This window comes from Nocardia sp. GTS18, from assembly GCF_013839555.1.
Lineage (GTDB): Bacteria > Actinomycetota > Actinomycetes > Mycobacteriales > Mycobacteriaceae > Nocardia > Nocardia rosealba.
The window spans coordinates 12,438-32,631 of record NZ_JACBIU010000021.1; the positions used below are offsets into that span (position 1 = coordinate 12,438).

General features: G+C 66.1%; 16 protein-coding genes. 4 read left to right on the plus strand and 12 right to left on the minus strand.

Going from position 1 to position 20,194, the window contains the following annotated elements; all coding sequences use genetic code 11:
- Positions 1 to 27: 27 nt before the first annotated feature.
- From HYG95_RS17170 to HYG95_RS17180, 3 genes are read right to left on the minus strand one after another with little or no spacing between them, the layout of a single operon-like run.
- Positions 28 to 2,514: an FtsX-like permease family protein gene (locus tag HYG95_RS17170; protein ID WP_181698948.1), complete on the minus strand. Its 2,487-nt coding sequence runs from the start codon at positions 2,512 to 2,514 to the stop codon at positions 28 to 30.
- Complete coding sequence (locus HYG95_RS17175; RefSeq protein WP_181698949.1) at positions 2,511 to 3,218, minus strand: ABC transporter ATP-binding protein; 708 nt, start codon at positions 3,216 to 3,218, stop codon at positions 2,511 to 2,513. Before HYG95_RS17175 ends, HYG95_RS17170 begins: the two co-directional genes overlap by 4 nt.
- Before the next feature lie 34 nt (positions 3,219 to 3,252).
- Positions 3,253 to 3,477 (minus strand): hypothetical protein, encoded by a 225-nt coding sequence (locus HYG95_RS17180; RefSeq protein WP_181698950.1) that lies wholly within the window; start codon positions 3,475 to 3,477, stop codon positions 3,253 to 3,255.
- Between the two features lie 107 nt (positions 3,478 to 3,584).
- On the opposite strand from HYG95_RS17180, the gene HYG95_RS17185 reads away from it, so the two are divergent.
- Positions 3,585 to 4,181: a TetR/AcrR family transcriptional regulator gene (locus HYG95_RS17185; protein ID WP_181698951.1), complete on the plus strand. Its 597-nt coding sequence runs from the start codon at positions 3,585 to 3,587 to the stop codon at positions 4,179 to 4,181.
- Here HYG95_RS17185 and HYG95_RS17190 read toward each other — a convergent pair.
- Complete coding sequence (locus HYG95_RS17190) at positions 4,156 to 4,839, minus strand: DUF2218 domain-containing protein (RefSeq protein WP_370465829.1); 684 nt, start codon at positions 4,837 to 4,839, stop codon at positions 4,156 to 4,158. The two genes, HYG95_RS17185 and HYG95_RS17190, sit on opposite strands and share 26 nt — an antisense overlap.
- Before the next feature lie 1,311 nt (positions 4,840 to 6,150).
- Between HYG95_RS17190 and HYG95_RS17195 the strand changes: the two genes are divergently transcribed.
- Positions 6,151 to 7,122: an AraC family transcriptional regulator ligand-binding domain-containing protein gene (locus HYG95_RS17195; RefSeq protein ID WP_181698953.1), complete on the plus strand. Its 972-nt coding sequence runs from the start codon at positions 6,151 to 6,153 to the stop codon at positions 7,120 to 7,122.
- Between the two features lie 100 nt (positions 7,123 to 7,222).
- On the plus strand, positions 7,223 to 7,849 hold the full coding sequence (locus tag HYG95_RS17200) for a DUF305 domain-containing protein (RefSeq protein ID WP_181698954.1): 627 nt from the start codon (positions 7,223 to 7,225) through the stop codon (positions 7,847 to 7,849).
- Between the two features lie 285 nt (positions 7,850 to 8,134).
- Here HYG95_RS17200 and HYG95_RS17205 read toward each other — a convergent pair whose 3' ends face one another.
- The 4 genes from HYG95_RS17205 to HYG95_RS17220 all read right to left on the minus strand — a co-directional run bounded on the left by HYG95_RS17205 (position 8,135) and on the right by HYG95_RS17220 (position 13,319).
- Positions 8,135 to 10,390, minus strand: coding sequence for a cation-translocating P-type ATPase (locus HYG95_RS17205; protein WP_181698955.1), 2,256 nt, complete (start codon positions 10,388 to 10,390; stop codon positions 8,135 to 8,137).
- A 221-nt stretch (positions 10,391 to 10,611) separates the two neighbouring features.
- Positions 10,612 to 11,559 carry a hypothetical protein gene (locus HYG95_RS17210; protein ID WP_181698956.1) on the minus strand — a complete coding sequence of 316 codons (948 nt, stop codon included), beginning with the start codon at positions 11,557 to 11,559 and terminating at the stop codon, positions 10,612 to 10,614.
- A gap of 26 nt (positions 11,560 to 11,585) precedes the next feature.
- A complete protein-coding gene (locus tag HYG95_RS17215) occupies positions 11,586 to 12,956 on the minus strand; it encodes an MFS transporter (RefSeq protein WP_220139531.1) in 1,371 nt (456 codons plus the stop codon).
- Between the two features lie 141 nt (positions 12,957 to 13,097).
- Positions 13,098 to 13,319 (minus strand): heavy-metal-associated domain-containing protein, encoded by a 222-nt coding sequence (locus HYG95_RS17220; protein WP_181698957.1) that lies wholly within the window; start codon positions 13,317 to 13,319, stop codon positions 13,098 to 13,100.
- 132 nt (positions 13,320 to 13,451) lie between these two features.
- Between HYG95_RS17220 and HYG95_RS17225 the strand changes: the two genes are divergently transcribed.
- On the plus strand, positions 13,452 to 14,633 hold the full coding sequence (locus tag HYG95_RS17225; protein WP_181698958.1) for an NAD(P)/FAD-dependent oxidoreductase: 1,182 nt from the start codon (positions 13,452 to 13,454) through the stop codon (positions 14,631 to 14,633).
- A gap of 68 nt (positions 14,634 to 14,701) precedes the next feature.
- Here HYG95_RS17225 and HYG95_RS17230 read toward each other — a convergent pair whose 3' ends face one another.
- The 4 genes from HYG95_RS17230 to HYG95_RS17245 form a co-directional block, all read right to left on the minus strand.
- Entirely contained in the window at positions 14,702 to 15,358 is a 657-nt protein-coding gene (locus HYG95_RS17230; protein WP_181698959.1) for a YcnI family protein, read from the minus strand.
- 110 nt (positions 15,359 to 15,468) lie between these two features.
- Complete coding sequence (locus tag HYG95_RS17235; RefSeq protein ID WP_181698960.1) at positions 15,469 to 16,746, minus strand: MFS transporter; 1,278 nt, start codon at positions 16,744 to 16,746, stop codon at positions 15,469 to 15,471.
- Entirely contained in the window at positions 16,743 to 17,855 is a 1,113-nt protein-coding gene (locus HYG95_RS17240) for a PLP-dependent cysteine synthase family protein (RefSeq protein ID WP_181699050.1), read from the minus strand. The genes HYG95_RS17235 and HYG95_RS17240 overlap by 4 nt, the downstream gene beginning before the upstream one ends.
- Positions 17,856 to 19,285: 1,430 nt before the next feature.
- Positions 19,286 to 20,095, minus strand: coding sequence for a helix-turn-helix domain-containing protein (locus HYG95_RS17245; RefSeq protein ID WP_370465830.1), 810 nt, complete (start codon positions 20,093 to 20,095; stop codon positions 19,286 to 19,288).
- Positions 20,096 to 20,194: the final 99 nt, after the last annotated feature.

The window sequence follows — 20,194 nt, forward strand, 5'->3', positions numbered from 1 at the left end:
CGGGAAACTGACCAGGCGGCGGTCGGGCTACAGGTAGGCGAGTGCTTCGCGAACGGTGATCCGCGATGCCCTGCTGGCTGCTGCTTCAGTCGCCAAGGCTGCGCCGAGGACGGCGAGCACGATCCAGATGATCACCGCGGGCAGCGAGACCCGGAACGGTAGCGGCGCGGAGAAGAACAACGTGCCGAGGCCATTGCCGAGCAGCGCGGTGAGTGCCAGAGCCGGGAGTGCAGCGACCAGGCAGCTCGCCAGCGCCAGGAAGACGCCTTCAGCCACGACGATCCGGCGGACCGAGCTCGGCTGAGCGCCGATGGCATGCATGACTCCGAACTCGCGGGTGCGGTCGATGATGTTGGCACTCATCGTCGAAGCAAGACCGATCGCCCCGACGACACCCATGGCGATGGCGATCGCCATGATCACCGCCACCAGCGGACCCATATGACCCGCGCTGGAGGCATTGGCTCGGCTGACCGATTCCGACTTCTCGACGGTGACACCGCCGTCGGTCAAGGCCGCGCCTACGGCCATCGCGACCGCGCCGCGGGTGTCTTCGCTGTGATCGGTGGTAGCGATCCGTAGCGTGTTCACCAGCTGTGAGGTACCCATCGCTGCGGCAAATCCTTCGGCCGTGGCATAGACACCGCTGCCGTGCCCGGTTTCCTCGGCAATGCCGACGACCTGCCAGGTCGTGTACTTGCCGCCAACCGACAGTTGCACGGTGTCGCCCGCACGGACACCGGGCAGGGTGTTGTTGCGGGTGATCTGATTCAGCACGATCGAGCCGGTTTCGCCCGGCTCGAGCCAACGCCCATCGATGATCTTCTTCGGCAAGGTGAGCAGGGTGGCGTCGGCCGGAGCGGCGCGCACCGAGACGCTGCCGTGCCCCTGGTCGGGGTAGGTGCGGGTGAGGGGGACGCCGTCGGATCCCGCGACCCCCGTCTTCGCGTTCGCCATGCCTTCGAGGTGGGTGATGTCGGCTACCGGCCGCAGCAAATCGCGAACCCGGTCCATCGAGGTCGGTTGCGCGAGCTGGATCTCGACGTCCCAGATGCGTTCGGCTGAGGCCTGCTCGGTCACCGCGTTCACACCGGAACTCAATGACATCCCCGCGACGAACACCATGCCTGCAGCGGCGAGCAGGCCGACCGACAGCGCGAACCGCGCGGGTCGGCGGAACGTGTTGCGCAGCGCCATGATCAGGCCACGGTTCAAGCCGGGAATGCGGCCGAGTCCGGCCAGCAAGCCGGTCGCCCGGCTGGGTTGGTTGGTGCCGCCGTGGTGGTCGATGGCAGCACGCACCGTGATCCGGCTCGCCCGGAGCAAGGGGATCAGCGCGATCAGCAAGGGCAGGGCGAGGCCGACGAGGATGATCACCGCGTATGTCCAGGCGGGTGCGGCCAGACTGGCCGCCTCGATACCGAGCATCTCGAGCAGGTTGGTGACCAGCTTCTTGCCGATCAGAGCAGAGACAGGCAACGCTACCGCCGTCGCGGCCGCCGCGACGATGAGCACCATCACCAGATAGGCCCGACCGATGCGGGCAGAGCTCGCGCCGATGGCCTTCATGATGCCGATCTGCGGGATCTGCTGTGTGAAGAGGTTGTTCAGCATCGAGGCCACCAGAATGGTGCTCAGCAGCAGAGCGGCGCCCCCTCCCGCGAGCAGCGACAGCAGGAGCGAATCGGCTTGCCACTGGTGCGGGTGTGCGTACGGCGGTGGGACCTGGACCTCGCGGATGGTCACGCCGTAGTCACGTTGCAGCGCGATCGACAGTCTGCTCGCCACCGCGGTGATGGCGTCGCGGCTACGGCTCGGTTCGGTCTGACCTGGCTCGGTAACGACCACTTTCACTTGGTCGAATAGGACCGGACTCCCGGTCACCGCAGCAGCGGAGACGTAGCCGCGTCCGCGTTGTTCCTGCGGTGACGGTGAAAGGCTCGGGTCGTACACGGTGTCGGCGACGCGCAGCTTGACCGGCGTGCCGCCGGTGGGTTCGCCGCCGTCGGCGCGGTGCTCGCCGGATGGCCAGGTGACCGTCACGGTGTCGCCGATCGCGGCGCCCATCAGCTCTAGTGCGTCTTTGCCGAGGTAGATCTCGTCTGCTGCGGGCGGCCAGTTTCCTTGCTGTGGAAAGGATTTCGCCATCCGCATCGGGTCGTCGGGCGCGGCAACGAACACCTGGATCGGGATGTCGCGGTACTGGTCGTTGATCCGGAATTCGCTGTCGAACTGCGTGCGCCCGACCGCTTCGCTGATGCCCGGTTCGGTGCGGGCTCGGTCCACCAGCGCCGCCATGGCTTCGGAGCTCACGCCCTTGTCGAGCAGGATCGTCGCCGAAGCGGGCTCGGTACTCATATAGGCGGCGCTGGTTTCTCGACCGGTGGTGGCCCAACCGCACAGCACCCCGCCGAAGACCATGAGACTGACAGCGATCGCGACAACCATCAGGATCAGGCGAGACCAGTTCGCACGCAGATCACGGCGAACTTTGACCGCCATCAGGTTGCTCATGGGCGCACCGCCGCTACGGAGTCGGTGGACAGAATCCGACCGTCCTGCAGGGTGATCTGAGTTTTGGTGACCGCTTGGATGTCCCGTTCATGGGTGACCACCACGATGGTTCTGCCCTCGTTGTTCAGTTCGGTGAACAACGACAGCACGGCGTCGGCGGTGTGGGAATCGAGGTTGCCGGTCGGCTCGTCGGCCAGGATCAGCGGGGGATCGTTGGCCAGCGCACGGGCGATAGCCGCGCGCTGCTGCTGACCACCGGAGAGGGTCGACGGCAGCTTGTCGGCCTGGGCGCCGATGCCGACCCGGTCGAGCAGGCTGTGGGCCCGATCGAGACGGTCGGGCGCAGGGATCTTCTTGACGAAATCCATCGCAAGCAAAACGTTTTCGACCACCGTCAAGGTGGGCAGCAGCTGGAAGAACTGGAATACCAGCCCTACATTGTCCCCACGCCACGCCGCGAGCCCGGACTCGGACAGCGAACCCAGGTCGGCGCCCGCCGCGCGGATCGTTCCCGAGGTAGGGCGGTCGATTCCGGCGAGCATGTTGAGCAGGGTCGTCTTGCCGCTGCCAGAACGGCCGACGATCGCCACGAAGTCTCCTTCGGGGATATCGAGGCTCAGGTGATCGACGGCGACGAACTCGCCCGCCGCCACCGGGTAGGTCTTGACCACGTCGTCGACGTGGATAGCGCTTTTCATCGTCATGTCCTGTCTCCCAGGCTGATCGGTGGAATGGCGATCAGCCGTGTGCGCCCGAGGGCGGCACATGACCGGTCGATGGGGCATGGGTGACGCTCGTGTGCGGGTGGTCCGAACCGCCGTGCCGTCCGGGCCCGTGTTCCCCGCCGCTGACGAGCATCATCACCACCACCACGATCACGAGCACGGCGACGCCGATCGCCGACAGGACCACCCAGCGCGGGACGCGAGGACGGTTGGACGGTTCCGAAGTCTGGTAGGTCATTTCATCTCCCGGGTATGACGGCTCCGCTGTCGCTGACCAGTCTTTGCTAGACAAAGTGTCTCTGTCAATACGGTTCGTCATTGCCGAGTCGATACGTACACTTGGGTATGCCGAAACTCTGGAACGACACCATCGCCGAACATCGGCGCGGCGTCCGCGAGGCCATCCTCGATGCGACGTGGGAGCTGGTGAACGAGCGCGGTCCGACTGCGGCGAAGATGTCGGAGATCGCCGAGCGAGCCGGAATCGGCCGGGCGACGCTCTACAAGTACTTCCCGGATGTCGAGGCGATCCTCGCGGCTTGGCATCTGCGCCAGGTCACCAGGCATGTCGCGCTTCTCACCGAAATTCGCGACGGTACGGCGGGTTCGATGGCCCGCCTGCGAGCGGTATTCGCCGCATATACCCACCACCAGCGGCACCGGGCGCATCATCATCGCCACCAGCCTCATGGCAGCGAGCTGGCGATCCTGCTGCATCGGTCCGATGCGGAGGTGCAGGCGGCGCAACGGCGGCTGCACACGCTGGTTGCCGATCTGCTGGCCGACGCGATCCGAGACGGTGGGATCCGCTCCGATGTATCGGTTGGCGAGCTGGCGACGTACTGTCTGCACGCCCTGACGGCGGCCGACGAAATGGCCGACGATCAGGCGGTCGATCGGTTGGTCGAAGTCGTTCTCAGAGGTCTACGGCCCGCGGCCTGACGGAACGGCCGTGAGCCCGGAAACCTCTCTGTGCCGTTCTGCCGAGGAGCCCGTGATGTCGGCTGCGGGCGAGGGCGATCACGCCACGCCTGGCCAGCACGATAGTCGCCAGCTTCAGGCCTGCCAGCGTGAGAAAGAGTAGAACGGCGGCGCTGGTCAGACGCTGATCGGTGATCAGGCTCCCGCCGAGCATCAGGTGAGCGGTGACAGCGAGTGCCGCGATGACGGTGATCGCCGCAAGGCGGAGCTTCGGCCGCCGCCCGTCCTTGGTGGCAGTCGGCGACCCCGAATTCGGCAACACGTCGACTTCGGCCCACTCCACCGTCAAAGGGGTTCGGTGACTCATGCGTTCGAGGTTTCTGCCGATGACCGTCTGTATCTGCTCTAGGTAGCCGGTGTTGGGAGCCTCGACGTGCGCGATGAGCGCATCCGTGGTGGCGGTGAGATCGCAGCGCCCCCAGGGGGCAAAGGTGATCGTTCCCGCTGTACCCGACCACTCGGCGGTCACCGTGACATCGCGGCGCGGTGCTGTTTCGCTGTGGGCCGCGTTCGGCCCGGAACCGATCATCGAGGCGTGTCGGCACAACTGGGCGAGGAAACGCTCGGCGCGATCTGTGGGGATGCGAGCCTCCGACGTCGCCATACGCGCGCCCTCCATTGTAGTCGCCGACAGTAGGTCGGTCCTGCTTCGGTTCCAGGATTATCAGTACATTATGTCTCTGTCAAGGACGGTATGTATAGAACACGGAGTGGCGAACCGGGTCTCGCAGGGTCGCTCCAGGTGCTCATGAGTAGAGCCTGCTGTGTCGCGGATGTCGATCTGGGCCCAGCGCATGCGCTGGCCACGCACGCTCGGTGGCGTCGGGTCGGGCTGTGGGCGTAGGGCGGTCATCGTGATCACGTTCCGGGTCGCCTGAGGCCACTTTCATTTTACAATACATTATGTATTGTTTGCGTCGAAGTGTCTAGCTGTTCTAGGCCGTCCGGATGATGGCGAAGCAGGCGGGGTGCAGAGTTGTTGCTATGTTGATCTAGTGAGACTGATCGGTCGGGTATTGAGAGGGTGGAACCCGGCCGCATTCGTTGTCTTGCTTCTCGTTCTCACCTGCAGCGAGATCGAATCATCCACGGAGCACCAGCATTACGACCTTGCCGGATGGTCGCCACCCGGGGAGCAGCGGCTGCTACCTGAGCACCCGCACTACACCGTTGACCCGGCCGACTGGTCAGTATCGGTAGTTCATCGTGCGCACGACGAATGGTGGACGCAGGCAACCGGTCACTCGGCAATCTATCCGCCGTCGGACACCCAGGCACACAACGAGACTCCGAAGGGCGTGGCTTCGGTGCGCGGCCCACCCGGGTACGTTCGGTCCGGCTGCGGCCGTGACCTTCTTCTTCGCTGCTGTATAGATCGGCGCTGACCGAGATCACGCTCCGTGCGCGGTCAGGCATGAACTGCGGCGCCAGCCGCCGATTCGCTGCCGGTGCATGACCGGCACGCTGAGCTCGGCCGAGAGCGTGCGACCGTCGACGGCAAACGTCAGGCGCATCCGACACCCGGCCGGGAACCGCGTGGCGAGCCGAAACCGCAAGGGTGACAGGGTCCCTGGGCGAACGCTTGTCAGTATCGGCTCGGTGTCCACCGGCGTATCGCCGTGATGGACCGTCAGTTGCACTGGGCTGTGGAATGCCGCGACCGGCCTTCCGGCGCGAGCCACCGTGAACTCGAGGATCGAGTCCGTCCGCTCGCGCACTACGGCCAGGTCGACTGCGTAGTCGTCGACTTCTACCGAACAGCAGATCTCCATGTCAGCGCGTCCTCCGTGAATACCTTCGCCTCTGCTGGGTGCAGGTATTCACCGTAGAGATCCGCTGGCCGCGTCGGAGGGCGCAAAAAGTGTCAGATACAGGACAGATCACGACATGGCATCGGCCTCGAGCGCCTCGGAACACCGTGTCCACGTCGATGATTCGGCTGCTGCTCAGCGCGGCTCGGGACGCGGGATTGGGAAGCGGCGGCATTGTCACCCTGCCCGGTTTGACGGAGGAAGTCCTGGCCGATGATCGCAACCGCGTCAACACCTTGTGCGCCAACGCCCTGTGGGGCTATCTCGTCCAATCCGCCTGTACATCCCACGTCGGAACGGACCTCGCCGATCGTGCGACCCCTGGGTCCCTCGGCGTGTGGGATCACCTCTTCACAGCAGGCTCGACTGTATTGGAAGGGCTGCGAGACGCCACCACGTATCTCGGTACCGTTGCCGATACCGATCGGGAGCATCTCGACGTTCGATGCGACGGCGACCTGATCGTCCTACGCCATCGTTCGGTCGATCTGGAAGACGACGTGGCCGCTGCGGTGGGCGACTTCGTCGTCGCGACTCTGGTTCAGCGCATGTCGGAGGTAGCCCAACGTCGTGTCGTCCCGGTTCGAGTAGGCCTTGCGCACCGGGCGCCCCGAGGTTCAGCGCACCGTCTTCTCGCAGAACGCCTCGGAACTTCCCGTATCGACTACGGCCAGCGCGAGGACGCCATCGTCATCCTGGCTGAAGATGGTCTAACGCCGGCACCGCACCCTCGACCGGGCCTTACCGCGATCTTGCGTGACCACGCCGATCTGCTCTTGGACAGCGCACGCGTGGTCGGTGACTGGCGCACCATGCTGCATGCCTTGGTTGTCGAAATCATGCCGGAGGGGTCTCCTACCCTTCCGGTGGTCGCCGCCAAACTGGGGATGAGCCCTAGAACTCTGCAACGAAGACTCGACGAAGCCGGCACGAGCTGGCGCACCGAGGTCGACTCCGTTCGGGCTGAACAGGTGCGGCTTCTGGGAAGCGAATTGTCCCAGCGAGCAGTCGCTACTCGGCTCGGTTACCGGGATGAGCGAAGTCTGCGCCGGGCGAGGCAGAGGTGGGCCAACCCCGGCAATCGCCCATGATCGCCGAGCATATTCCCGGCGTTGGTTGATCGGGGCTAGCCTTGGGTGTTCGTCCGATGCGCTACGTGAGGTCATGTTTCCAACTCTGAGGAGTTCCATCATGTCTCTGCGTTCCACGATGCTTCGATGCCTTCTGCCCGTAGTCGCTGTGGTTGTGCTTGCGGCGGCGGGGTGTGGTGACGACGATGCCGGAAACGGCGATGCGCTCTCGTCGACCGCCACCGGGATTTCGGCGACTTCTGTGACCACTACTTCTCCGCCGTCCAGCAATTACAACGACGCCGATGTGACGTTTTTGCAAATGATGTACTCGCACCACGCGCAGGCGATCGAAATGTCGGACCTGGTGCCCTCTCGGTCGCAGGATACGGAAGTGATAGATCTTGCTGCGAAGATCAAGGCTGCTCAACAGCCTGAAATGACGCAAATGCAGTCATTGCTCGAGGGGTTCGGGAAGCCGGTGCCGTCGGGAGACGGCATGATGGGGCATGACATGCCGGGAATGATGTCTCCGGAGCAGATGTCCTCGTTGGAGGGTATGTCTGGTCCGGATTTCGACAGAATGTGGCTCGAGATGATGATCAGCCATCATGAGGGAGCGGTCGAAATGGCCCAGACCGAGATCGCCACGGGGGCCAATGACCAGGCCAAGCAACTTGCGCAGTCTGTGGTGTCGGCTCAGCAGGCTGAGATCGATCAGATGAAGGGAATGCTCGCCCAGCGGTAACTCGATTTCCGACACACGGAATGACTGGGACATCTAACGGTGCCACGCCGAAATATCGGGGGACTATCGGCTGCGTTGGTCCGGCTTGTGTCGCGTCTCCGTCGCGCCGGCCTCGAGAGCTACTCGGGCTGCCGCAGCGACACATCCGACCGCGCATCGCGCGATGGTCCTGACTGTGGGGTGCCTGGCGATTCGAACGATCGCCGTTGAAGAGGACATGAGTCGAGGGTCCTTTCCCTGTGTAGGAGTGGGCGGCAGTCTCCTGCCGCCCACTCCTACGATCGGTTACTGCGCGGTCGACTTGAATCGTCGCAGGCGCAGGCTGTTGCTCACCACGAAGACTGAGCTGAATGCCATCGCGGCACCGGCAAGCATCGGGTTGAGCAGGCCGGCCATGGCCAGCGGGATCGCGGCCACGTTGTAGGCGAAGGCCCAGAACAGGTTGCCCTTGATCGTGGCCAGGGTGCGCCGGGACAGCCGGATCGCGTCGGCGGCGGCGCGCAGGTCGCCGCGGACCAGGGTCAGGTCGCTGGCCTCGATGGCGACATCGGTGCCGGTGCCCATCGACAGCCCGAGATCGGCCTGGGCGAGGGCGGCCGCGTCGTTGACGCCGTCACCGACCATCGCGACGACCTTGCCCTCGGCCTGCAGCCGCTTGACGGTGTCGACCTTGTCCTGTGGCAGCACCTCCGCGATCACCTCGTCGATGCCCACCTCGTCGCCGATGGTGCGGGCCGCGCGCGCGTTGTCACCGGTCAGCAGGATCGGGGTCAGGCCGAGTTCGCGGAACTGCGCGATGGCCTGGGCCGAGGTCGGCTTCACCGCGTCGGCGACGACGAGGACGCCGCGCGCCTTACCGTCCCAGCCGACGGCGACGGCGGTCTTGCCCGCCGACTCCGCCTCCGTCATCGCGGTTTCCAGGTGCTCCGGCAGCGGCTGCGACCAGTCGGCCAGCAGACGCGCCCTGCCCACGATCACCGCGGACCCGTTCACCACGCCCTGCACGCCGAGACCCTCGACATTGGCGAAGCCCTCCACCGGCAGCAGCGTGCCGAACTCGTCCTGCGCGCCCTTGGCGATCGCCTGCGCGATCGGGTGCTCCGAGGAATCCTCCAGCGCCCCGGCCAGTTCCAGCACCCGGCCGCGCTCCTCGCCTTCGGCGGGGATCACGTCGAGCAGGGTCATCTTGCCGGTGGTGACGGTGCCGGTCTTGTCCAGCACGATGGTGTCGACCTTGCGGGTCGATTCCAGCACCTCGGGGCCCTTGATCAGGATGCCGAGCTGGGCGCCGCGCCCGGTGCCGACCATCAGCGCGGTCGGGGTGGCCAGGCCGAGGGCGCACGGGCAGGCGATGATCAGCACCGCGACACCGGCGGTGAAGGCCGACGCGATCGCGCCGCCGGTACCGAGCCAGAAGCCGAGCGTTGCCACGGCCAGCGCGATGACGATCGGCACGAAGATCCCGGAGATCTTGTCGGCCAGGCGCTGGGCTTGGGCCTTGCCGGTCTGCGCGTCCTCGACCAGCTGCGCCATCTGGGCGAGCTGAGTGTCGGAGCCGATCCTGTTGGCGCGCACCAGGAGTCGTCCACCGACGTTGACGGTCGCGCCGGTGACGGTGTCGCCCGCGCCGACCTCCACCGGCACCGACTCGCCGGTCAGCATCGACGCGTCGACCGCCGAGCTGCCCTCGCTCACCACGCCGTCGGTGGCGATCTTCTCGCCGGGCCGCACCACGAACTCGTCACCGACGGCCAACTGCTCCACCGGGATTCGCGTCTCGACACCGTCGCGCAGCACCGCGACGTCCTTGGCGCCCAGCTCCAGCAGCGCCTTGAGCGCCGCGCCCGCCCGGCGCTTGGACCTGGCCTCGAAGTAGCGCCCGGCCAGGATGAACGTGGTGACGCCCGCCGCAGCCTCCAGGTAGATGCTGCCGGTGCCGTCCATCCGCGCGATGGTGAACTCGAACGGGTGCTTCATCCCCGGCGTGCCCGCGGTGCCCCAGAACAGGGCGTACAGCGACCAGCCGAACGCGGCGAGCGTGCCCATCGACACCAGGGTGTCCATGGTGGCGGTGCCGTGCTTCAGGTTGGTCCAGGCAGCCTTGTGGAAGGGGAGCGCGCCCCACACCACGACCGGCGCGGCCAGCGTCAGCGAGAGCCACTGCCAGTTGGTGAACTGCAGAGCGGGGATCATCGCCATCGCGATCACCGGGACGGTGAGCACCAGCGAGACCAGCAACCGGGTCCGCAGCGAGGCGGTCGGATCGGGTTCGGCGGCGGCCTCCTCGGTGCGCTCCGGCTGCTTCGGGGCGGGGAGTGCCGCGGTATAGCCGGCCTGCTCGACGGTGGCGATCAGCTCCTCGGCGGAGATGTCACCGGAGAAGTCGACGCGCGCCTTCTCGGTCGCGTAGTTGACCGTGGCGGTGACCCCGTCGAGCTTGTTGAGCTTCTTCTCGATCCGGTTCGCGCAGGAAGCGCAGGTCATGCCACCGATCACCAGTTCTACCTGGCCGGTGCCCGGTGGGTGTGTCACGGCGGTCATGGGGTGCTCCATTCTCATTTCGGTGAGGTTCCGAGTGCGGTCTGGTTGTCAGATTCGGTGGCGCGGTCGAAGTGGTGGCGGGACCGGTCGCCGGAATTGCGTGGTGGACTGGGGGCCGTCATGTCGAGTCGTGGGGAGGGTCGAGTGGGTCGGTGGTAGGGAATGGGCCAGGCGCGCGTTGCCCGTGTTATTCCCTCGAAATTGGCTGTGGCACAGTTCTTTCAGTGGCCATGACCGGGGGCGCCGTGATCTGCGGGCGCAGGGGCCGGTGCCACGGTTGCCTTCGCTTCCTGACTTGTGCCCGTCACGCGCAGGGTGAACTCGGCGGTGCGGACCACGCCCTGGTGCTGGAAGTCGAGGAACAGGCGGTAGTCGCCCGCGCTCGGCGCGTTCACCACGAAGTCGATGCCGGGACCGGCCGGTGTCACGCCGTCGCCGGGTGTGCCTTCGGGGTGAACGTGCAGGTAGGCGAGGTCGGCGGCGCGCAGGGCGACCAGGTGGCCGTAGGCGCCGAGGTAGGGCTGCAGGTCGGTGACCGGGGTGCCGTTGCGGCTCACCGACAGCGTGACCTTCGAGGACTCGCCCGGCTTCACCGTGCCGTTCAGGGCGACGGTGTACTCGCCGACCTTCGCGGTGGTCGCCGGGGCGGGCAGCGCCTGCACGTCGTAGTTGCCTGCCACGCGCAGGTCGGCGCCGAGGGTCAGGTTCGACCCGCCCGCCGGGGTGAAGTCGGCGAACACCCGGTAGTCGCCCGCCCGGCTCAGGTTCAGCGGCACCGACCAGGTGCCCGCGGCGTCGAGCACCGGGTGGACGTGCTGGAAGGCGGCCATGTCGCGGCGGACCACGATCAGGTGCAGGTCTTTGTCGTGGCTGGTCTTGTACTCGGTGAGCGGTGCGCCGGTCGCGTCGAGGATGCGGAACGAGACGGGCATCTGCGCCGCGCTCTTCACCACCGTTGTGTCCAGGGCCAGTGTGTAGCCCTGGTCGGTGACCAACAGCCCGCCGGGCAGGTCGTCGGTCGACGGTGCCGCGGCCGAGTGCTCGCCGTGCCCGGCCGGTCCGGCGGTCTCGTCCGGTTCTGGACCGACCAGGGCGCCGACGCCGAGAGCGATCCCGAAGACCGCCGCGAGGCTGAGGGTGAATCCGGCGAACTTGGTTGTCGCGTTCATCGAGTTTCCTTTCTTTCTGTGTCCGACTAGGCGACGAGGGCCAACTGGCGCGTTGCGCGCGGCCACTGCCGGTGATCGGCGTCGATGACGTAGGGGTGGGTGTGCTGGTAGAGGCGCTCGCTGATGCGGATCGCGTCGGTCAGGCGGGCGGGGTCGATGGTGCCCACCTCGTGTAGGTGGGTGATCTGCTCGGGATCGTGACGCGGCCAGGACCGCACCGCGACCGTGGTACCGACGGCTGCGAGGACGGCCAACACGATCCAGGTGGTAGTGAATCCGGCCGCACTGGTGAGCCACCCGGCGATCGGGTAGGTGAGCAGCCAGGCCAGGTGTGACAGGGAGAACTGAGCGGCGAACAGCGCGGCGCGATCGGCGGGCTGCGAAGACTTACGCAGGATCTGTCCGGTGGGAGTGAGGATGGCGGCGGTGCCGGCGCCGATCACGGCCCATGTCGCCATCGCGGCGCTCCAACGCCATTGGCCCGCATCGGCAGTCGACAACGTGATGGCCGACCCGAGTCCGAAGATCAACGTCGCGGCGCCGACCAGCATCACGGGCCGAGCGCCGATCCTGTCGAGGACGCGTGGCAGGGCCAGCGCGACGATCATTGTTCCGAAGCCATTGGCGGCCAGCAGAATCGCGACTCCGGTTTGTGTTCCGCCGAGCGTGTCGCGGACGTAGTTGACAGTGTTGACCATGATCACCGACCCGGCTGCCGCCACGACGAGGTTCAGGCCGAGCAGGCCGCGCAGCCGTGGAGTGGCGGCGAAGATCCGCATTCCGACCGTGATTCGTTCACGGAAGCTGCCCGGGGTGGTGGCGCCCGCGTTGGGGATACGTGTCGAGATCACGAGGACGGCTGAGACCGCGAAGCCGATGGCGGTGCCGACGAACAGCCAGTGGAAGCTGATGAGGGTGAGCGCTGCTGCGGCCAGCATCGGGCTGAGCAGCGTCTCCATGGTGGCGGCGAGCTGGGCCGCCGACAGTGCGCGGGTGTAGTCGCGTTCGTCGGGCAGGATGTCGGGGATCACGGCCTGGTAGGTGGGGGTGAAGGCGGCCGAGGCGGTCTGTAGGACCGCGATCAACACGTAGATGTGCCAGATCTGGTCGATGAACGGTAGAGCGAGCACGACTCCCGCGCGAATCGCGTTGAGCGAGACGAGGAAGAGTCTGCGCGGGAACCGGTCGGCGTAGGCGGCGACGATCGGGGCGACCGTCACATAGACGAGCATCTTGATGGTCAGTGCGGTGCCGAGGACCGCGCCGGCGTCGGCGCCGGCGAGTTCGTAGGCGAGTAGGCCGAGCGCGACGGTGGTGAGGCCGGTCCCGAACAGGGCCGTCATCTGGGCGGTGAAAAGTCGCAGATAGTCGCGGTTGGCGAACAGCGAGGTAATCATCGGGGTTGTCCTTCTACTGCTGTATCGGTGCTGTGCACCTGATGAAGCTGAGCGCGGCCACCCGTACAGAGGCACTGACTTCCCCGACGCTCTGCCTCCATGTCACCGAGTCGAGGGCGGTGACATGGAGGCGACGGGGCATCAGTTCTGGACGAGCTCGTAGCCGAGGTTCTCGACGGTGTCCTGAATCAGCGCGTCGTCGACCGCGCCTGCGCCGATGACGGTCATCCGGCCGGTGGCGAGTTCGATGTCGACACCGTTGATGCCGTCGAGCTTGCCGATCTCGGCCTTGACCTTGCCGACGCAGCTGCCACACGACATACCCGAAACGACGTAGGTGCTGGTGCTGGTGTTGGCGCTCATGACCATTTTCTCCTTGTGCTTCTGGGGCTTTCCGAGAACGAACGATACGACGTAGCGGCTCGTTTGTAAACCCCTAGGGGGTATACGTATGAAACTTTACCGGTACCCCCAAGGGGTATGTATGGTGTCGGTATGACAAAGCTGAATCGGATAGTCGTGGTCGGAGCTTCTCTCGCGGGTCTACGCGCGATACAGGCACTGCGAGCGGAGAACTTCGCCGGTGACATCACCTTGATCGGCGCGGAGAACCACGCGCCTTACAACCGACCGCCCCTGTCGAAAAGCGTCCTCGACGGCGACGACGACATCACCCTGCCCGGCGCGGAACTGCTCGACAGTGACTGGCTGCGTGGCAGGCGGGCCACAGCACTGAGTACCGTCGATCGAGCAGTCGTACTCGACGATGGTTCGGACGTTCGGTTCGACGGGCTCGTCATTGCAACCGGTGCGCGACCTCGTGGTTTCACGACGCCACCGGGCGGCGTGCACAGCCTGCGCACGGTCGACGACGCGCTCGCGCTGCGTGCCGAGTTGGCCGCAGGCCCATCGCACCTGACCGTGATCGGTGGCGGCTTCGTCGGCAGCGAAGTGGCATCGACGGCCCGGCGGCAGGGTATCGCTGTCACCCTCATCGACGCCGGGATCCATCCGATGGCTGCGACGGTGGGGGAGCGGGCCGCGCGGTGGCTCGCTCGCCACCACGAGCGCCACGGCGTCGAGCTGGTATCCGGCGTCCGTGCGAGTGGTTTCGACGGTGAAAGCCGGGTCACCGCAGTGCGTTTGAACAACGGAAGCGCAATCCCGACGAGCCTGGTCGTCGCGGGTACCGGTGTGGAACCGAACACCGACTGGCTGCGCGAGAGCGGCCTGAAGCTCGACAACGGGGTCGTGTGCACCAGTTCGCTGTTCGCTGCAGGCGAATCGGCGATCGTCGCCGCGGGGGATGTGGCGAGGTGGTCGCACCCGCTCTACGGTGGTGCGCTGGTGCGCGTCGAGCACTGGGCCAACGCCAACGAACAGGGCGCCGTAGCGGCCCGCAACCTGCTCGCGGGCCCCGAGGCAGCGGAAGATTACTCCGCAGTTCCGTCCTTCGCGACCAACGTGCACGGTGCCCGCATCCAGATCGCCGGCCTCCCCGCACTCGGCGACGCCGAGCGTGTCCTGATCGACGACCCGGCTGAGGATCGACTGGTGGTCGCGTTCACCGCCCGCGATGTCATCGTCGGCGCCGTTGCGGTGAACGCACCCAAGGAACTGATCAGGCTCAAACGTGCGATCAGTGCACGGGCTGCGGCAGCAGAGATCGCGGCTTGACGGTAGTGAGCGGCGCCGGGCGGTGAATCATGCCCGGCGCCGCATCGACCTGTGCTCGGCTGCCTTGGTCAGCGGTGAGTTCGGGCCAGCGCGGCGAGTCCCGCCGCCGCGCCGACTCCACCGAGGATCAGACCGCCGATTCCGAACCAGAGCGCGGCATCGGTATCGGTCTCAGGATGACCCGCTTGGACGGATTCGTCCTCAGTGCCGTGCGAGTGACCGTCGCCGGGGTCGGCGGCCGCGAGGGTCAACACAGGCAGCGGAAATTCCGGTTCGTCCGCACCGGCAGGGGTTGGCTGATCCCAGGTGTCGACCCGACCGTCGCTATAGGTCTGCACGGCTTTGAACTCCACTGTGTCCTGCTTCGGCATAGGGCCGGCGTAGAGAACGAAACGTTGGAATCGGCCGGGACCGACACCGGTGCCGGGGGCTGCGGTCCAGGTCACCGAGGTCGCCAAGTTGTTCGAGTCGCGGTGCACGACCGCGTCCCAGCCGGGCATGGTCTCGGTCCGTGCGGTTTTCAGACCCGGGAGCTCGACTGTCAACACAGTGGTCGAGGCTTGGTCTGACTCGTTGGAGATGCGGAACGACAGGACCGAGGAGACCCCTTGTTTCGCTCCGGGGGCTTCGACGGCCAGATGTGCGGAAGCGACGCCGCCGGTCAACACAGTCGCGGTCGCGACGGCGCCGGTGATGACGGCGATGCGCCGCAGGATGGTGTTCATGTCATGTGTCCTTCTCATAGTCCGGAATGTCGGGGTGGCCGAGGGCTCCGCTGGGGGTCCTCGGCGTTCGACTCCGGTGGTGGTGTTCCTGACTCCGTAGCGGGCGCGGCTCAACGCCGGGCCGTCGGCGAACCGGTGGCAAGCCGGTGCTGTGCCGGTTCCGAGGGCGCGGGGTCGGTGCGTTCCAGCCGCACCAGGGCAAGGGCCGCGATAGCACCGATAGCGGTCAGCCCTGCCCACACCGCCCAATCGGCTCCCGCGTCGCGGGCAGCGCCGACGATGGCTCCGGTGGCGAGGTTGCCGATGAGGATGCCGACCCCGACGACGGTGTTGTAGAACCCGTAGTGCGTCGCGACGAGCCTGTCGCCCGACAAGGACACAACGGTGTCCATCTCGAAGGGGAAGACCGCGGCGGTGCCGATCGCCAGCAAGGTCGTCGTGACCAGGAGTGCCACGACGGCGGTGATCGTCCCGAACGGGCTCGGTCCCGACACCACGATCAACGGGACGAACGATGCAGCGAGGACTGTCATACCGGCGACAAGACTTCGGCCCGCACCCCATCTGGCGCGCAGCCATGCGGTGATGCGCAACTGGCCCGCGACCGCGACAACACCGGACACGACGAACAACGCCGAAACCAACGTTTGAGCCTGAGCCCCTGCGATGAACTCGGCTTGAAGCGGCAGCGCCAGGTAGACCTGGAAAGACAACACGTAGGAGCCGATCATGGCTACGGAGAACGCGAGGAACCGCCGATTGGACATCACGGTGCGCCAATCCTCGAGTACTGAGGTCTTCTCCGTCGAGGGCTTGCCTCTGCGGGCAGGCAGTGCGAACAGTTGCGCGACGGTCAGTGCGGCGAACACCGTCGCGGCAACGGCCGCGGTGGCTCGGAAATCGACCGCCATCAACGCCAATCCCACCAGAGGGCCTGCGAGGATGCCCGCTTGGTAGAACATGTTGAACACGGCGAAGGCCTCGACGCGACGTTCACCGGCATCGGCGGCGAGATACGCGCGGACAGCTGGGTTGAACAAGGCCCCGGCGAATCCGGTCGCCGCCGAGGCGATCAGGACGGTCGGTAGTGAGTTCGCCACGATCAACAGGGCGAATCCGCCGGTGCGCAACAGGCAGCCGGCGACGATGAGCGGTTTGTAGCCGAGCCGGTCGGCCAGTGTTCCGCCGATAAGGAACATGCCCTGCTGGGAGAAGTTGCGAACACCGAGGACGAGCCCGACCGCCCATGCCGCCAGCCCCAGTGGGCCGGCCAGGTAGCCGGCCAGATAGGGCATCAGCATGTAGAAGCCGAGGTTGATGCCGAACTGGTTGATCATCAGCAGTTGTGCGGGCCGGTCGAAACTGGCGAATTTGGTGAACACGCTCATGAGGTGAACTCCCTGGCCGGCCACGACAGCGGGGAACGGACTGAGGAGCACTTGGTCCAGCTCTGGACGACCCGATCCCCTGGATGTGCGATCGTGTCGGGTTCAACCGGCGGGGCCGCGTCCAACAGCCCGTGTTCGGCGCAATAGGCGTCGTTGTAGATCGTGTCGAAGTAGCGCAGCGGGCCGTCCGGAAAGACGGCCGCGATATTGGTATCCGGGTCGCTCACCCGGGCGAGCCAACCCGCGACCAAGGCAACCGCGCCGACACTCCAGCCGCCGGTCGCGTGATGGGTAGAGGCCAAGGTCCGCGCGGCCCACACCGCTTCGGCGGGGGCGATCCAGTGGACTTCGTCGAAGGCGTCGTAGTCCACGTTGGCGGGAAAGATGCTCGAGCCCAGGCCGCGCATAAGCCGCGGTCCGGCGGGCTGGCCGAAGATCGTCGAGGCGACAGTGTCGACCCCGACCAGTTTCATCGCCGGGTTGAACCGGCGCAGCACTCGCGCGACGCCTGCGGAGTGGCCGCCCGTTCCGACCGCGCAGACCAACGTGTCGACGGTGCCGAGCTGTTCGATCAGCTCGAGCGCAAGAGATTCGTACCCGTCGACGTTGTCGGGGTTGCTGTATTGGTCGGGGCACCAGGCGTCAGGGTCTCGGGCCAGTAGTTGGGCCACGCGCTCACGACGGGCCTGCTGCCAGCCGCCGCTGGGATGCGGCTCGGCCACCAGTTCGACCCTCGCCCCGTAGGCGGCCAGCATCTTGGCCACGATCGGTTCCAGGCCGGGATCGGTCACGACGGTTACTGGATGCTGGTAGACCATGCCCGCCAGAGCGAGGCCCAGACCCAGCGTGCCGCTCGTCGACTCGACGACGCGAGCGCCAGGGCGCAGATCTCCGCGCTCGCGGGCGCGGCGCACCATGTGGAGCGCTGGTCGGTCTTTCATCCCACCGGGATTGAAGCCTTCGAGCTTGGCCCAGAATCCACGTCCCGACTCTGCGAACGGTTCCCCGATCCACAACACAGGCGTGTTGCCGACCAATCCGCGCGGAGCGTGGGTGGCGTCAGGGGCGCCGAGCAGACGAGGGTAGTGGTCGAGCTTCTTGGTGAGCATGACCTTGTTCACGTATTTGTCTCTTCCTGCAATCGCGCTCGCGATGGGCGGCGCGTCACGACGACGGACAGCGGTCCCCGGCCGACATGTCGAGTCGGCCTGGCGCTGACCGGTCAGCGTCGGGCGATGCAGTGCAGAGACAGGATTGTGCGACCACAGGGGGATCGCGGCCGCCCAGGCGGGCCACGAATACCGACTCCACCCGCCGGTGGAAGCGGAGTCGCAGCGAATACCGCGGTGATCGCGGCGAGCATCAGCAAAGAGAAGACGAGCGTCACGATCCCCGGCGGGATCGCTTTGACTGTGCAGTGGAGAGCGTCGACGTCACAGTGTGCAGCTGTGGTGATCCCGTTCAGAAAGTCGTGAGCGTCGAGCATCGGGCTCGCGGCGGCGGGAGCGTGATGGCCGTCGAGGTGAGAGTGTTCGCGGACCAGCGAGCAGTCGACAGCGGGCACCACAAGCAGCGCTGCCAGGAACAGCGCTGTCGGCCATCCGGCCCGTCGTGATGGAACCAGAAGTCGCATTATGACCCAATGGTAACGAATGGGTAACATGGCCGGCAATCGGGACACGCTCACCGATCGGCCCCGATCGAATGGGCGGGGGCGAGTGTTGGACGCTTGCGCGAGAGGCGCGCCGAGGTGCGCAGGCGGTCCGAACGCGACGTGCACCTTCAGACCTCCATAGTCGAATTTCTCGGGTGTCGACAACTCGATGTATATCCGCGAAGAGGGGCCGACAAGTCGGCACCGCACGCCAAATTTACTGTCCCGCTGCGCGACTGTCGCGGTGGTGTGATCAGGGGCACCTAGCTCGGGGTTTGATTGCTGGGCGCGTTCGCGTATCGCGGTATCGCGATGAAGACCGCTAGAAGCCCACCCCTGGACTGCCTCCATCTTCATAGCCGCCGTGCTGCTTGTTGCCGGGGCGTTCACGGTGGTGTGAAAAATGGGACCCAGGCGCCGATACCTTGAGCGGACCGAGCGGCAACAATGGGAAAATGAGTACCAGTTGGCAGGACGGATGGATGGAGGTCCTGCTTCCGCAATCGCTGGACCAGGCAGCGCTCGACTCCGTCTTGCGTCTACATGTCGAGGTAGCCCTGTCGAAAAACGGGCAACGACTCATTGGCTTTGCACATGGACCTGGCCTGGCGCATTCGCCTGGCGTCACCTGCTGGCCGGTCACTTACACCAGCAGCGCCGATGAGAACGCGGCCTCCTAGCCCGTTCGGTCGACGGCTGTGGTCCGGCCGTCGAGATTGCTGGGCTGTGCCGTGGATGGTCTTATGTCTCAGCCGACGGCCGGTTGTCGCTTGGGCATGGACTGATCCAGTTCGCAATTCAGATGGCCGGGTGCTTGGTGCACGAGTTGTCGGATGAGTTTCGCCAGCGGGCGAGTGTCGCCCCGAGGTGCGTGACCGAGCGAAACTAGTCGCGCGTAGTCGCTGATGGGCAGGGGTCGACCAACCTGGGCAGTAGTGCTCGTGTCGCCTCGTCCGCGGGGAAGAAGGTCTCGATCGCGAGTTCGTCCATCGTGATGTCGCGGGGCGAGCCGAATACTGTCACCGCGTAGATCAGGGACAGTTCGCCGAGGTCGGTGGTCAAGCGCATCGGGATGACGAGGTCGTCGAGGGGATCGGGGTTCGTGTCCGCGGTGGCAGCGATCGGGTAGGACTCGATCTCGGTGATCAGGGTGGCGAGTTGGGGGTCGGCGGTGCGTTCGTACTGGCGGCGGGCCCGGCGAAGCGCGTTGTCGCGCCAGCGCGCTGGGTCGCGCAACTGCGGTGCCAGGCCTTCGGGGTGCAAGGTTGCGCGCAGCATGTTGAGTGGAGGACCGGTGAGCGTGGTCGGCACCGCCGACAGCATGGCCGACATAGCCCGGTTGGCGGCCAGGACCTCCCAGCGCGCGTTGACCGCGACAGCGGGGTTGGGATCGTGTCCGGCGAGTACTGCCTGGATAGCGTGGCGGGCCGTACCGAGATCATCCAGGGGATGTTCGGGATACTCCGGTGCCAGCCCGGCAGCGAGGAACAATGTGTTGCGATCCCGAAGCGGGACTTCGAGTTCATCGCACAGCCGGGTGATCATCGTCCGGCTCGGCACCGCCCGCCCGGTCTCGAGGAAGCTCAGATGCCGCGTGGAGATGTCGGCTGCAAGTGCCACATCGAGCTGGGAGCGTCGGCGTCGCGTGCGCCATTGCCGGAGCAGGGTGCCTGCCGGAGCGGATGCCGTGGTCACCCCTAGATTGTGCCGACCGGTCCGTGCATGCTCCATTACCCACGACGTAATCGACGGCGCGCGGTCGCGGCGTGATCCTGAACTGACCCGAGCGAAGGA

Excerpts from the sequence above, each read along its gene's own strand:
- HYG95_RS17190 (WP_370465829.1), bottom strand. The coding sequence starts at position 4,839 with ATGGAGGGCGCGCGTATGGCGACGTCGGAGGCTCGCATCCCCACAGAT.
- HYG95_RS17235 (WP_181698960.1), bottom strand. The coding sequence starts at position 16,746 with ATGAGCGTGTTCACCAAATTCGCCAGTTTCGACCGGCCCGCACAACTG.
- HYG95_RS17175 (WP_181698949.1), bottom strand. The coding sequence starts at position 3,218 with ATGACGATGAAAAGCGCTATCCACGTCGACGACGTGGTCAAGACCTAC.
- HYG95_RS17220 (WP_181698957.1), bottom strand. The coding sequence starts at position 13,319 with ATGAGCGCCAACACCAGCACCAGCACCTACGTCGTTTCGGGTATGTCG.
- HYG95_RS17230 (WP_181698959.1), bottom strand. The coding sequence starts at position 15,358 with ATGAACACCATCCTGCGGCGCATCGCCGTCATCACCGGCGCCGTCGCG.
- HYG95_RS17195 (WP_181698953.1), top strand. The coding sequence starts at position 6,151 with ATGATTCGGCTGCTGCTCAGCGCGGCTCGGGACGCGGGATTGGGAAGC.
- HYG95_RS17200 (WP_181698954.1), top strand. The coding sequence starts at position 7,223 with ATGTCTCTGCGTTCCACGATGCTTCGATGCCTTCTGCCCGTAGTCGCT.
- HYG95_RS17205 (WP_181698955.1), bottom strand. The coding sequence starts at position 10,390 with ATGACCGCCGTGACACACCCACCGGGCACCGGCCAGGTAGAACTGGTG.
- HYG95_RS17180 (WP_181698950.1), bottom strand. The coding sequence starts at position 3,477 with ATGACCTACCAGACTTCGGAACCGTCCAACCGTCCTCGCGTCCCGCGC.
- HYG95_RS17225 (WP_181698958.1), top strand. The coding sequence starts at position 13,452 with ATGACAAAGCTGAATCGGATAGTCGTGGTCGGAGCTTCTCTCGCGGGT.
- HYG95_RS17185 (WP_181698951.1), top strand. The coding sequence starts at position 3,585 with ATGCCGAAACTCTGGAACGACACCATCGCCGAACATCGGCGCGGCGTC.
- HYG95_RS17215 (WP_220139531.1), bottom strand. The coding sequence starts at position 12,956 with ATGATTACCTCGCTGTTCGCCAACCGCGACTATCTGCGACTTTTCACC.
- HYG95_RS17240 (WP_181699050.1), bottom strand. The coding sequence starts at position 17,855 with ATGCTCACCAAGAAGCTCGACCACTACCCTCGTCTGCTCGGCGCCCCT.
- HYG95_RS17210 (WP_181698956.1), bottom strand. The coding sequence starts at position 11,559 with ATGAACGCGACAACCAAGTTCGCCGGATTCACCCTCAGCCTCGCGGCG.
- HYG95_RS17170 (WP_181698948.1), bottom strand. The coding sequence starts at position 2,514 with ATGAGCAACCTGATGGCGGTCAAAGTTCGCCGTGATCTGCGTGCGAAC.